Raw genomic sequence first — 14,223 nt, 5'->3', positions numbered from 1 at the left:
TCCCGCTTCGCTGCGGGGCAGACGCGCGGCCTGTTTCGGGCGAGTCAGGCTGGGGACGTGCCATGAGGCTCGGGCAACGCATCCGGTCCGAAAGTCACGAGGGTGTGGAACTGCGCGGCGTCCAGAACGCGCACCCCGAGCTCCTCGGCTTTGGCCAGCTTCGATCCGGCTCCCGGGCCGGCCGCGACGAAATCCGTCTTCTTCGAGACGCTCGACGCCGCCTTACCGCCCGCGTTGATGATGGCCTCCTGAGCACCGTCGCGTGTGTAGCCGTCGAGGGAACCGGTCGCCACCACGGTGAGCCCATCGAGGACCCCGCCGACCACGGTCGCCGCACCGGGCCCCGGGTGTCCCGGAGTCGCCCATTGCACTCCCGCGTCGTCCCAGCGCCGGACGATGTCCTGGTGCCAATCGATCCCGAACCAATCCGCCAGGGAGTCGGCGATGATCCCCCCGACGCCCTCGACGGCGGCGAGCTCCTCGCGTGAGGCGGCGCGGATGGCATCGAGCGACCCGAACCATTGAGCCAGGGCGCGCGCCGCGACGGGACCGACGTGGCGGATGTTCAGCGACACCAGCAGACGCCACAGCTCTTTGGTCTTCGCCTTCTCCAACTCGGCGAGAAGCGTCAGGGCCTGCGAGGAGGGCTGGGCACCTTCGATCCCTGACTTCTTCTCCGCCGCAGTCGGATTCCTTCGGAACGGTGCACGGGTCTTCACCAACCCGTCTTCGTCTTCCTTGGGCAGTCCCGTCTCCGAGTCGCGTACGAAGAGCTCGATCGGGACCAACTGCTCGAGCGTGAGCGCGAAGAGCCCAGCCTCGGTCTCCAGAGGAGGCACGGAGGGATGCGTGGGCTGCGTCAACGCCGCGGCGGTCACCTCTCCGAGCGCCTCGACGTCGAGGGCGCCGCGGGATCCGATGTGCTCGACGCGTCCACGCACCTGTGCGGGGCAGGAACGAGCGTTCGGGCAGCGCAGATCGATATCGCCCTCTTTCATCGCGCGCAGCGGCGTACCGCACTCGGGGCAGGCCTCCGGCATCACGAACTCGCGCTCGGACCCGTCGCGTCTTTCCACCACCGGCCCCAAGACCTCCGGGATCACATCGCCGGCCTTGCGCAGAACGACGGTGTCGCCGATCAGTACGCCCTTCGCCTTCACGACGTCCTTATTGTGCAGGGTGGCCTGACGCACGACGGATCCGGCGACCTGAGCGGGCGCCATCACCGCGAACGGAGTGGCGCGTCCTGTACGGCCGACGGAGACGACGATGTCGAGAAGTGTCGTCTGCACCTCTTCCGGTGGGTACTTGTACGCGATCGCCCATCGAGGCGCCCGACTCGTCGCACCGAGCTCGTCGTGCAGCGCGAGCTCGTCGACCTTGACGACGATGCCATCCAGTTCATGCTCGATGTCGTGGCGGTGCTCGCCGAAGTACTCGACGAAGGCCGCGACCTCATCGATCCCATGACACACCTTCGTGTGCGGGCTCGTCGGCAGGCCCCATTCCGCGAGCCGGTCGTAGACCTCACTCTGCGCGGCCACAGGCGGATTGGCCCATGCGCCGATCCCGTGCACGTACAGGGCGAGCGATTCGATGCGCAGCAGCCCTGCTTCGAGCTCGAGCCCGTCCTTCTTGTCGATCTGCTGACGCAGTCCGCCGCTGGCGGCATTGCGGGGATTCGCGAACGACGGGAACCGGCGGGCAGCGGCTGTTCGGGCCTTCTCGTCGTCGAAGGGCTTCTTGACACCAGCGCGTGATTCCCACCGCGCCCGTGCGTCGGCGTAGGCGCGCTCGCGGAAAGCCGCCTGCGCCGCGTTGAGACGCTCGAAGGCGGCAACCGGGATGAAGACTTCGCCACGCACTTCGACGATCTCAGGATGGCCGCTCCCTGTCAGACGCTGCGGGATCTCCGGAAGCCGCAGCGCATTCTCGGTCACGATCTCGCCCACACGGCCGTCGCCACGGGTGGCCGCCGAGGTGAGGACGCCGTCCTCGTACCGCAGATTGATCGCGAGGCCGTCGATCTTGAGCTCGGTCAGCCACGCCACCTCGCGCCCCGCCGAAGCGCTCGTCTTCCCCGCCCACTCACGCAACTCGTCGATGGAGAACACGTTGTCGAGACTCAGCATCCGCTCCGCATGCTCGATCGTCGCGAGGCCCGTGACATCAGCGGCGCCCACCATCTGGGTGGGAGAATCCTGCCCCTGCAGTTCGGGGTGGAGCCGTTCGAGCTCGTCGAGTCGATGCATCCACCCGTCGTAGGTCGAGTCGTCGACGAGAGACGTGTCCCGCCCGTAGTACGCGTCTTTCGCCTCGAGGATGCGAGTCGTCAGCTCCTCGGCTTCGGTTCGGGCGTCTTCCAACGAGATGTTCTCCAGCACCCCGCCAGTCTAAGAGCGCCTACCGACATCGCGCGGTGCGGATCTCGCGGTCAGACGCCGACGGGCACGGCCGAGACGGTCGTGTCGATCGTGAACTGACCCAGTACCCGCGTCCCGATGTACAACACTGCCGTCTGGCCTGGGGCCACCCCATCGAGCGGCACCTCCGGCACCACGCGCACGCCGCCCGGCGTCACATGGGCGATGGCCTCGACGGGCTCGGCATGGGCGCGGATCTGCACATGGCACTCGAACTCCGATGATGCGGGCGCCGCTCCAGCCCAGCTGAACCGCTCCCCCGAGATCTCGGCGATCGCGAGCGCCTCCTTCGGGCCGACCACCACGGTGTTCGAGACCGGACGCACTTCGAGGACGAAACGGGGCTTACCGTCCGCCGCCGGCACGCCGAGCTTCAGTCCACGTCGCTGCCCGACGGTGAAGCCGTGCGCGCCCTCGTGCGATCCGACGACCGCACCGTCACGATCGACGATCTCGCCGGTCGCGGTGCCGACCTTCTCCGCCAACCATCCGCGAGTGTCACCGTCGGGGATGAAACAGATGTCATGGCTGTCCGGCTTCTGCGCCACCGTGAGTCCGCGCTCGGCCGCTTCCGCGCGCACCAGTGCCTTCGACGGCGTCGTGCCCAGCGGGAAGTACGTGTGCGCGAGCTGCTCGGACGTGAGAACGCCCAGCACGTACGACTGATCTTTGGCGTTGTCGGACGCCCGGTGCAGCTCCAGACCGCCGGGCCCGTCGATGAGAGTCGCGTAGTGTCCGGTGCACACGGCGTCGAAGCCCAGCTCGATGGCCCGCTCCAGCAGAGCGGCGAACTTGATCTTCTCGTTGCACCGCATGCACGGGTTGGGAGTGCGCCCCGCCTGGTACTCGGCGATGAAATCATCGATCACATCATCGCGGAACCTTTCGGAGAAGTCCCACACATAGAACGGGATCCCGAGCCGGTCCGAAGCGCGCCGGGCATCCATCGCGTCTTCGATCGTGCAGCAGCCACGGCTGCCGGTGCGCAGGGTTCCTCCGGCGCGCGACAGGGCGAGATGCACGCCGACCACATCGTGTCCCTCGTCGACCGCGCGCGCAGCGGCCACCGCCGAGTCGACTCCGCCACTCATCGCCGCCAGTATGCGCATGCTTCCAGTCTACGAGCGCGCCGCTGTGCGGGGCCCGGATGCCCGAAGGTACGCGTCTGTGACCGCTGCCAGCACGGCATCCACGTCTGCGTCTGTGGACGTGCGCCCGAGGCTGAACCGCAGCACGCTGCGCGCCTCCTGTTCGCTCCGTCCCATCGCGATGACCACGTGCGAGGGTTCGGCGACGCCCGCTTGGCACGCAGACCCTGTGGATGCCGCGACTCCTGCGACGTCGAGGAGGAACAGCAGGCTCTCTCCGACCGCCCCGGGGAAGAGCACATGAGCGTTACCGGGGAGGCGATCCACGGGATCGCCGAGGAGCTCTGCCGCCGGGACACGGCTCCGGATGCCGTCGATCAGTCGATCCCGGAGGCGGGCGAGGCGCACACCCTCGGACACGCGTTCATCGTCGGCGAGCTCGAGCGCGGTCGCGAAGGCCGTGGCTCCCGCGATGTCCTGGGTGCCGGCCCTCAGTCCGCGTTGCTGCGCGCCCCCACGGATGCTGGCGGTCAAGCGGGCCGTGCGCGCCACCACGAGCGCACCGACACCGACCGGCGCTCCGATCTTGTGTCCCGCGACGCTCAAGGCGACGAGTCCGCTGCCCGCGGGGGCATCACCGCGGAGAGCGCGGAAGGAGAGTGGCACGTGCCCCAGCGCCGAGACCGCGTCCAGATGCAGAGGAATATGCGCTTCACTCGCCCCGGCGGCCAACGCGGTCGCGTCATTGATCGTGCCCACCTCGTTGTTCGCGATGAGCGCGGTCGCCAGCGCAGCACCCGGCAACTGCGTCGCGAACTCGTCGGCGAGGATCCGTCCGTACTGCGTGACCGTGACGACGCGTGATGTCGCGCCCTCCGCGACGAGAGCGGCGACCGTGTCCATGGTCGCGTGATGCTCGCCTTCGGGGATCACGATCGCATCAGTTCCCGGCATCCTCGCGTGCCACAGTCCCTGCAGCGCCAGGTTGATCGACTCGGTGCCTCCCGAGGTGAACACGACCTCGATGGGGTCGGCGTCCAGCACCGCGGCCACACGCTCACGCGACTCCTCCAACAACCGTCGCGCGTCCTGACCCGCGCCGTGCGTCGACGACGCGTTCCCGACGAGCTCCGACGCGCTCACCCACGCATCGCGTGCCTCGGCGCGCAGAGGTGTCGTCGCCGCGTGATCCAGGTAATGACGCATGAGTCCATGCTCCCCCATTTCCGCACCCCCTGGCACGGGGAACTGAGTGCGCGCTGTTCTGGCACCCGGTCACAGCCCCCTAGTGTGTACTCATGCCCGCCTCCCGAGACTTCGCCGCGCCCGGCGGTACTGCACTCGACAACCTCGGCGTCCGCCTTCACGACGGCGTCGGGACCCTGCGCATCTGGTCGCAGAACGCATCCTCCGTCGAGCTCGTGGTGTTCGATGCCACCGACCTCGACTGGGCGACCGACGAAGTCGCCCTCGAGCGCCTCCCCGGCGGGATATGGCAGGTCACCACCCCGCTCCTTCAGCCCGGAGTTCGGTACGCGATCCGAGTGGGTGGGCCACACGGACCCGGCAACACCTTCAACCCGGAGACGATGCTTCTCGACCCCTACTCCCGGGGGTTGGCGCAGGGGGACGGCTACGAGGAATGGCGCTCCGTCGTCATCGTCGACGGCTTCGACTGGGGCGATTCGCAGAAGCCCCGGGTGCCGCTCGATCGCACCGTCATCTACGAAGGCCACCTGAAGGGCCTCACCAAGCGCCACCCCGACGTGCCGCCCGCTCTCCACGGCACCTATGCGGGCCTCGCGCATCCCGCCATGATCGAGTACTTCCATTCGCTCGGGATCACGTCGGTCGAGTTGCTGCCGGTGCACGCGTTCGTGCCTGAGCCGCGCCTGCTCGAGCGCGGGCTGACGAACTACTGGGGCTACAACACTCTCAACTTCTTCACGCCGCACACCGCCTACGCCACGGAGGACGCGCGCAAGGAGGGTCCTGAAGCCGTGCTCTCGGAGTTCAAGGGCATGGTGCGCCTTCTTCACGAGGCAGGTATCGAGGTGATTCTCGACGTCGTGTACAACCACACCTCGGAGGAGGGCATCGGTGGGCCCCGTTCGAGCCTGCGCGGCATCGACAACGCGAGCTACTACCGCCAGGACGCATCCGGCGCGTACATCGACACCACCGGATGCGGCAACACCCTCGACACCTCGACGGATGCCGGCGCGCGCCTGGTGCTCGACTCACTGCGCTATTGGGCACAGGAGATGCAGATCGACGGCTTCCGCTTCGACCTCGCAGCCGCCATCGCGCGGGACGGCGCCCACACCTACACCCCGGAGCACCCCCTGCTCACGGCCATCGCGAACGATCCGATCCTCAAGGACACGAAGCTGATCGCAGAGCCCTGGGACGTGGGTCTCGGCGGCTGGCAGACGGGCAACTTCCCGGTCGCCTGGCACGAATGGAACGACCGCTACCGCGACCGTGTCCGCAACTTCTGGCTCAGTGACATCGACTATGCACGTCGCGCGTCGGCCCCGGTCGGCATCGGCGGGTTCGCCACCCGGCTCGCCGGGTCGTCGAACACCTTCAGCGAGGACCGCGGCCCTCTCGCGAGCGTGAACTTCGTCACGGCGCACGACGGGTTCACCCTGCACGACCTCGTGTCGTACGACGTCAAGCACAACGAGGCCAACGGCGAACAGAACCGCGACGGCGCCGACATGAACCGCGCGTTCAACCACGGTGTCGAGGGGCCCACCGACGACCCCGCGATCCTCGCTGCGCGACGCAAGGCGATGCGCAATCTGCTCGGTACGCTCCTGCTGTCAGCGGGCATCCCGATGCTCACGGCGGGCGACGAGGTCGGACGCACGCAGCGCGGCAACAACAACGCGTACGCGCAGGACTCCGCGATGACATGGCTCAGCTGGGAGTCCGAGCCCTGGCAGGACGACCTGCGCGCGCACGTCGCTCGTCTCATCGAACTCCGCTCCACCAACCCCGCGCTCCGCCCCAGCCGCTATGCCCGCCTCGGCGAGCACATCCCGAACGCGTCCGTGATGGACTGGTTCGATCAGAACGGCGAGACGATGGAGAGTGCGCAGTGGGCCGATCCCGGCAACCGCACGCTCCAGTACGTCGCAGCATCCACGCCTGATCGTGAGGAAGCCAATCGCATCCTTCTGATCGTCCACGGCACGGAGTCCCCGATCGATGTGCGGCTTCCGGATGAGATCGACGGCGCCACTCGTTTCGTCGCCCTGTGGTCGAGCGCGGATGACCGCCCGACCGACGACTCGGAGGTGTTCGCACCCGGCGACATCCTTCCGATCCCAGGCACATCGATGAGGCTGTTCCGGATCGAGTGAATCTCGTCGCCGACGCACCCGCGTCAGTCGCTACCCGCGGCCCGATCGGCGCGGTACATTCGGGGTGTGGCTGCACGTTCTGGTACCCGGTCCTCGGCTCTTCGGAGCTCCGTTCAGATCCCGACGCGCGTGTCGGGAGGGGATCGCGGCAGTGCAACGCTCCGCGCCACGCGGCTCCCCCTCACCGACGCCAGACCCTTCGTGCCCGGCGGGTATCCCCCGAAGGCGTTCGCGGGCGAGGTGGTGCCGTTCAGCGTGGTCTCCTTCCGAGAAGGGCACGACGCGATCGGGGTGCACCTGCGGCTCACGGATCCGACAGGCGAGGAGAGCCTGCACCGGCTGACGGCGCTCGCTGACGGCACGGACCGCTGGGCGGCGGAGATCGCACTGGATCTCCAGGGCGACTGGACGTTCGCCTTCGAAGCCTTCTCCGACGACTTCGAGACCTGGGCGCACGCGGCATCGCTGAAGATCGCCGCCGGCGTCGATGTGCCCGTGATGACCGCACTCGGAGCCGAGCTCCTGATCCGCGCCGCCACAGAGAAGGACCGCCCGGCGGCTCAACGGCGTGACCTTCGCGCACGCGCGGCCTCTCTCACGGAGGATGACGGGACGCTCGCCCTGGAACTCTCGTCGGATGCCGCGCTTGCGCGGGTGTTCGCGGAACGCCCTCTCATGACGCTCCGCTCCACCACGGACCCGGCGCGCCTCACGGTCGATCGCACCGGTGCCGGCGTCGCCGCCTGGTACGAGTTCTTCCCGCGTTCCGAGGGCGCCAAGCGGCTCAAGGACGGATCCGTGAAATCCGGGACCTTCCGGACGGTCGCGAAACGCCTCCCGGCCGTGGCCGCCATGGGCTTCGACGTGCTGTACCTCGTGCCGATCCATCCGATCGGCGACACTCACCGCAAGGGGCGCAACAACACGCTGACGACCGAACCCGGTGATCCCGGCTCGCCCTACGCGATCGGTGCGGCCGCGGGAGGACACGACGCGATCCATCCGGACCTCGGCTCGGCCCAGGACTTCCGTGCGTTCGTGCGCGCGGCGCGCTCCGAGGGGTTGGAGGTCGCACTCGACCTCGCGCTGCAGGCCTCCCCCGACCACCCGTGGGTTACCGAGCACCCGGAGTGGTTCACGACGCTCCCGGATGGCACGATCGCGTACGCCGAGAATCCACCCAAGAAGTATCAGGACATCTACCCGCTGAACTTCGACAACGATCCCGAGGGCATCTACGCCGAGATGCTGCGGATCGTGCGGCACTGGGTGCGACAAGGCGTGAAGATCTTCCGCGTGGACAATCCGCACACCAAGCCCCTGCAGTTCTGGGAGTGGCTGATCGCGGTCATCGCCGCAGAGGATCCCGATGTCATCTTCCTCGCCGAGGCGTTCACCCGCCCCGCCGTGATGCGTTCCCTCGCGGCCGTGGGCTTCCAACAGAGCTACAGCTACTTCACCTGGCGCAACACGAAGGCGGAGCTCGAGGAGTTCCTGACGTCGGTCTCTCAGGAGACGAGCGACTACATGCGACCGAATCTCTTCGTGAACACGCACGACATCTTGACCGAGTACCTGCAGTTCGGTGGCAGAGCGGCGTATCGGATCCGCGCCTGCATCGCCGCGACCGCTGCTCCGCTCTACGGCGTGTACGCCGGCTACGAACTCTTCGAGAACGTGGCCCGCCCGGGCTCGGAAGAGAACATCGACAACGAGAAGTACGAGTACAAGTTCCGCGACTGGGAGGGCGCGGAGGCACGTGGCGACTCCCTCGCCCCGCTGCTGCGCTCCCTGAACGGGATCCGGCGCGCCCACCCCGCGCTGCGCCAGCTTCGAAACTTCCGCGCGCACTGGAGCGATGACGACGCCGTGCTCGTCTACAGCAAGCACCTCGATGCGGCCTTCACGGGCACCGGTGCGGCCGACACGATCATCGTGGTCGCCAACGTCGATCCCCACTCGGTCCGTGAGACGACCGTGCACCTGGACACGACCGTGTGGGGGATCGAACCCGGCGATCCCTTCGAGGTGGAGGATCTGCTCACCGGCGCCGTCTGGAACTGGGCCGATCACAACTACGTGCGCCTGGACGCGTTCTCGGAGCCGGTGCACATTCTGAAGGTGAGGAAGCGGTCATGAGCTACATCGAAGACATCGCAGCGTCCACGGAGTGGGAGGCGATCGCCGCCGGTTCTCACCACGATCCGCACTCGGTGCTCGGCGCACACCCGACTACTGATGCGGCTGACCGCACCGCCACGACCATCCGCGTGCGCCGTCCCCTCGCGGCGGCGGTGGCGGCCGTGTTCTCCGACGGCACGCGACTCGAGCTCGCCCACGTCGCGCACGGCATCTGGGAGGTGCGGCATGATGGCCCGCCCATCGCCTATCGCGTCGCCACCGCGTACGGCGACGACGAGGAGACGCTCAGCGGCGACCCGTACCGACACGGACCCTCCCTCGGCGACCTCGACCTCCACCTGATCGCAGAGGGCCGCCACGAGCGCCTGTGGCAGGTCCTGGGCGCCCACCCGCGCGCGTCGGACGGAGAGCTCGGCGTGGCATTCGCCGTCTGGGCGCCGAATGCATCGGCTGTCCGCGTGGTCGGCGATCACAACGGCTGGAACGGTGAATCCCATGCGATGCGATCCATGGGCATCAGCGGGATCTGGGAGCTCTTCATCCCGGGGCTCTCGGCCGGAAGCCGGTACAAGTATCAGATCCTGACTCGCAGCGGCACGTGGATCCTCAAGGCCGATCCGCTCGCGTCGAGTGCCGAGGTGCCGCCCGACACCGCATCCGTCGTCTCCGCGCCCACCCATCACTGGTCGGACGGCGCGTGGATGACACGGCGGGCGGCCACACATGCCGTCGCTCAGCCGTTGTCGATCTACGAAGTGCACCTCGGCTCCTGGCGTGGCGGACTCGGATATCGGGAGATCGCAGATCCTCTCATCGAGCACGTGACCACCACGGGGTTCACCCATGTGGAGTTCATGCCCCTGGCGGAGCACCCGTTCGGCGGTTCGTGGGGGTATCAGGTCAGCGGCTATTACGCACCGACGAGTCGGTTCGGGAATCCGGATGACCTCCGATACCTGATCGATCGACTCCACCAGGCCGGCATCGGCGTGATCATGGACTGGGTGCCCGGTCATTTCCCGAAGGACGCCTTCGCACTCGCGCGCTTCGACGGCCAGCCGCTTTACGAACATCCCGACCCCCGACGAGGCGAGCACCAGGACTGGGGGACGCTCATCTTCGACTACGGTCGCCCGGAGGTCCGTGGCTTCCTGGTCGCCAACGCGCTGTTCTGGTTCGAAGAGTTCCACGTCGACGGTCTGCGTGTCGATGCCGTGGCCTCGATGCTCTATCTCGACTATTCCCGAGAAGAGGGCGAGTGGGAGCCCAACATCCACGGCGGGCGGGAGAACCTGGAGGCCATCAGGTTCCTGCAGGAGGTGAACGCCACGTCCTACCGACTGCACCCCGGGATCATGATGATCGCGGAGGAATCCACGAGCTTCCCCGGTGTCACGGCTCCCACCGACCATGCCGGACTCGGTTTCGGGTTCAAGTGGAACATGGGCTGGATGAACGACTCGCTGCAGTACATCGAGCGCGACCCCATGTATCGGGCACACCACGAGGGCGAGATGACGTTCTCGTTCGTCTACGCATTCGGTGAGAACTATCTGCTCCCCATCAGCCATGACGAGGTCGTGCACGGCAAGGGCAGTCTGCTCGCCAAGATGCCGGGAGACCACTGGCACAAGCTCTCCAACGCTCGGGCGTACCTGGCGTACATGTGGGGGCATCCCGGCAAGAAGCTGCTCTTCATGGGACAGGAGTTCGGACAACTCGCCGAATGGTCGGAAGGCCGCGAGCTGGACTGGTGGTTGCTCGACCAGCCGTCGCATCGCCAGCTGCAGGAGTTCGTCGGCACGCTCAATCGCACCTACCGGGCCCAAGCACCGCTGTGGGAGCGCGACAACGACGGTTCGTCGTTCACACGGCTCGGCGCGCCGAGTTGGGATCCGACAGTGGTCGCGTTCGAGCGGCGCGACGCCCACGGCGGACGCGTGGTCGTGATCAGCAACTTCGCCGGCGTCGAGCGCACGGGGTATCGGCTGTCACTCCCCCGCGAGGGTGTTTGGCAGGAGATCCTGAACACCGACGCCGGCGAGTACGGCGGGCGGGGCTCCGGAAACCTCGGCCTGGTCTACGCGCACTCCGAGAACGATGTCGCAACGGCCAGCGTGACGCTGCCCGCGCTGTCGACGATCTGGCTGCGCCACCAGAACGACCCGCACGTCCCCACCGTGAGCCGCGGCTGAGGGCCGCCCGGACTCAGAAGAGGAGTGAGGTCAACCGGTTGCGAGCGACGAGCACGCGGGGGTCGCTCGCACCGATGAGACCGAAGAGCTCCACGACGCGCTCACGCACGGGTGCTCGCTGATCCGCAGGAAGCTGCTGGAACAGGTCGAGTAGGCGGCCGAACGCGTCATCGACGTGTCCGCCGGCCAGATCGAGGTCGGCGACGTCGAACTGCGCCTGAATGTCGAGCGGGCCCGCGGCGGCGGCGGCGCGGGCGGCCTGAAGGTCCAGACCCTGCACCCGGTCGAGTAGACGAACCTGCCCGAGGCCGGCGATCGCATCCTCATCACGCGGGTTCTCGGCCAGAGCCTTCTCATACGCCGTGATCGCCGCGGCGTAGTCGCCGATCTCGATCGCAGCGAAAGCCTCTGCGTGCAGAGGAGGAAGCGGGGGTTCCTCCGGGGTCTCTTCGGCTGCGGCTTCGCCGTCGGCCATCGGCAGCGAGCCGGTTACCCCGTTCTGCGCCGCCAGCTGCAAGAGCTGGGCGAACACTTCGCGCACCTGCTGCTCGGGCACGGCGCCCGTGAACATCGGCACGGGCTGGCCGGCGATCAAGGCGACAACCATCGGGATCGACTGGGCACGGAAACTCTGAGCGAGTTGCGGATTCGCATCCACATCCACCTTGGCCAGCAAGACGCGGCCACCCAGCTCACGTGTCACCTGCTCGATGATGGGACTCAGCTGCTTGCAGGGGCCGCACCACTCCGCCCACAGGTCGATGACCACCGGAACGGTGCGGGAGATCTCCAGGATCTGTCCGAAAGTCTCGTCCGTCGCGTCGACGACCACATCGCCGACACGCGGCGCAGGGGCGCTGGGCGCGGTCGGGTCGGGTCGATTGCGCAGGCTCGACAGGTCGACGGCACCGCGGAGAGCGGCGGGCGAGATTTCGGTCACTTGATCACCTTCACTGATACGAGATCCTGGTGCACGGCGAGAAGCCGGACCTGCTCCGTCGATCCCTGAGCGGGCACCGCGAAGAACAGCTGGAACGAGTAGACGGTCTCGAAGCCCTTCGCGGATTCCGATACGCCCGTCAACGCCTTCGCCGGCGCATTGCTGTCCTTGAGTCGGATCACCGCATCCGCCACCGACGGCGTCACGCGCTCCTTGTCGGCGACGACCACACTGACGATGGCTCCGCTGCCGAGAGTGGTCATGGACACCGGCGGCGAATCCATCGGAGACATCTCGAAGGCGGTCTTCGATGTCGTGGATGCGCCGTTGTCCTTCAGGTTCTGAACGATCTCCTGGCGACTGTCCCGGATCGCTGTCGCGAGTCCCAGTGCCACATCGTCGAACAGCCCGTAGGACTCGCTCTTCTCGCCCGTGTCGACCACATCGGCGAAAGCTTTCGCGAGATCAGCGGGCGGAACGGAGAGGAACGCCGAGTCGTCCGGCACGAGGGAGGTACCGAGCCACGCGGCGGCCACCTCCGGCAGAGCGACATCGGCCGACATCTCGGCCATGTTCGTGACCTTGTAGTTCGTCCACGGATCCTGCTGCGTCATCGTGAGGATCACGGGCGGGATCGTATCGTCACTCGTGCTCTTGGAGAGCATGAGCACGGTGCGCGGCCAGCGGTCGGTCGCTTCGGGGAGCACGACCTCGACCTTGTCGGTCGGGATCGCAGAGGGCGGTGTCGTCTTCGGAAGTGCCTTGCGCAACGCATACTCGGTCGTCCGCGCTGTGAGAGCGGGGCCGTCCAGACGGGTCTTCGCGAGGTCGAGATCGAGATCGGTGTCCGCCTCGACGAGCGTCGATGAGATCTCCTGCAGAATCCGCGTCGCCTGCGTCTCCGTGACCGCAGGAGGCTTCTGGTTCTCCGGGGCGATCACTGTAGGGGACGGAGAAGGTGTTGCCGTCGCGCTGTCGAACTGTGGCCAGGAGTCCGACGAGCAGCCGGTGGCGAGCACGGCGATCAAACCGATCGCCGGAAGTGCGAGCAGACGACGAGGGCGACGGGCGGCCGCCATCGACTTCACGGTTCCCGGGTTCTTGTCCTCTTCCACGATCTCCGCATCCTGTACGTCTTCGGAGCCGGTGTCCTGGGGGGCCGCGGCGGCATCGGAGGGCGCATCGAGCGCCGCGCGCTCGGAGGCAGGAAGAGCGGCGATGTCGATGGGCTCGGTCACAGGCAGCGGACCGGGGCCCTTGCGTCGGGGTCCGCGACCACGGCGCTGGTGGCGGATGCCGAGGACGTAGAGCACCAGGCCCACGAAGAGCGCAGCCCCTCCGGCAGCCATCAGCGGTCCAGCCAGAGGTGTCGACGTGTCCAGCGGCCAGGAGACGACGATGTCATCCGGAGCGGGCTTCGACCCGTCGTACGCGATCAGAACGCTCATGCCCTCCGGCAACTGCATCTTGTCGGTGATCAGGGCATCGGTATCGGTGAAGGAATCGAGCCAGAGGTCCGATCCGACTGGGTTATGGGCCGCCGGCTCTTCCGAACCGGCTTCGGCGTCCGTCTCGTCGGTCGTCGCGGCGATGTGTTCGACGTCGAAGCCACCGTCCTTCGCCACCGAGACATGGTTGTAGTCCGATTCGGCCAGCCACGCCTCAAGGTCGGTGGTGCGTCCGTACGCCGCGAAGATATCGCCGTCGCCACGGATGAGAAGAGTCTGGGCTCCCGGATTGGTGCGCAACACGTCACCGTCCATGAGCACGAAGGGTGCCGGTTCTTCGACCTCGACCTTCGTCTGCTCCGAGGACGGACCGACGAAGATGGTTCGCTGAGCGATCCCCGCCCCGATCAGAACCGCGGCCAGCACGAAGGCCACGACGGCCCATACGAAACGCACGAATAGTCTCCTCACGCATCACGGAACGTTCCCATGACGCAACACTCGACATTCCAGACTAGCGAAATCAGCTGTGTGTTGCCCACGAGGTACGTCAGTGCACCCCCGTTCGGCACGTCGCCTCTCCGGCTCCAGCCACTGTCGATACCCTGACAGGAGT

The 14,223-nt window shown here is 67.2% G+C and carries 8 protein-coding genes; 3 read left to right on the top strand and 5 right to left on the bottom strand.

What is annotated here, in order from left to right; translation table 11 throughout:
* Positions 1 to 44: 44 nt before the first annotated feature.
* The 3 genes from ligA to P0Y60_10040 are packed head-to-tail and all read right to left on the bottom strand — an operon-like array spanning position 45 to position 4,717.
* A complete protein-coding gene (gene ligA / locus P0Y60_10050) occupies positions 45 to 2,384 on the bottom strand; it encodes an NAD-dependent DNA ligase LigA (protein WEK59720.1) in 2,340 nt (779 codons plus the stop codon).
* Positions 2,385 to 2,434: 50 nt separating this feature from the next.
* A complete protein-coding gene (gene mnmA, locus P0Y60_10045; GenBank protein WEK59719.1) occupies positions 2,435 to 3,532 on the bottom strand; it encodes a tRNA 2-thiouridine(34) synthase MnmA in 1,098 nt (365 codons plus the stop codon).
* Between the two features lie 9 nt (positions 3,533 to 3,541).
* On the bottom strand, positions 3,542 to 4,717 hold the full coding sequence (locus P0Y60_10040; protein ID WEK59718.1) for a cysteine desulfurase family protein: 1,176 nt from the start codon (positions 4,715 to 4,717) through the stop codon (positions 3,542 to 3,544).
* A 92-nt stretch (positions 4,718 to 4,809) separates the two neighbouring features.
* Between P0Y60_10040 and glgX the strand changes: the two genes are divergently transcribed.
* The 3 genes from glgX (at position 4,810) to glgB (ending at position 11,219) form a co-directional block, all read left to right on the top strand.
* Complete coding sequence (glgX, locus tag P0Y60_10035) at positions 4,810 to 6,882, top strand: glycogen debranching protein GlgX (GenBank protein ID WEK59717.1); 2,073 nt, start codon at positions 4,810 to 4,812, stop codon at positions 6,880 to 6,882.
* 66 nt (positions 6,883 to 6,948) lie between these two features.
* Positions 6,949 to 9,021: an alpha-1,4-glucan--maltose-1-phosphate maltosyltransferase gene (locus P0Y60_10030; GenBank protein WEK59716.1), complete on the top strand. Its 2,073-nt coding sequence runs from the start codon at positions 6,949 to 6,951 to the stop codon at positions 9,019 to 9,021.
* Positions 9,018 to 11,219 (top strand): 1,4-alpha-glucan branching protein GlgB, encoded by a 2,202-nt coding sequence (gene glgB, locus P0Y60_10025; protein ID WEK59715.1) that lies wholly within the window; start codon positions 9,018 to 9,020, stop codon positions 11,217 to 11,219. The genes P0Y60_10030 and glgB overlap by 4 nt, the downstream gene beginning before the upstream one ends.
* Positions 11,220 to 11,232: 13 nt before the next feature.
* Here glgB and P0Y60_10020 read toward each other — a convergent pair whose 3' ends face one another.
* The gene (locus tag P0Y60_10020; GenBank protein ID WEK59714.1) at positions 11,233 to 12,159 is read right to left on the bottom strand and encodes a tetratricopeptide repeat protein; all 927 of its coding nucleotides are present in this window, start codon (positions 12,157 to 12,159) and stop codon (positions 11,233 to 11,235) included.
* On the bottom strand, positions 12,156 to 14,063 hold the full coding sequence (locus P0Y60_10015; protein ID WEK59713.1) for a glycosyl transferase: 1,908 nt from the start codon (positions 14,061 to 14,063) through the stop codon (positions 12,156 to 12,158). The genes P0Y60_10020 and P0Y60_10015 overlap by 4 nt, the downstream gene beginning before the upstream one ends.
* Between the last annotated feature and the right edge of the window lie 160 nt (positions 14,064 to 14,223).

Source organism: Candidatus Microbacterium colombiense (genome assembly GCA_029203165.1).
In the GTDB taxonomy this organism is placed as follows: Bacteria; Actinomycetota; Actinomycetes; order Actinomycetales; family Microbacteriaceae; genus Microbacterium; species Microbacterium colombiense.
This window is presented reverse-complemented; position numbering and strand designations above follow the sequence as displayed.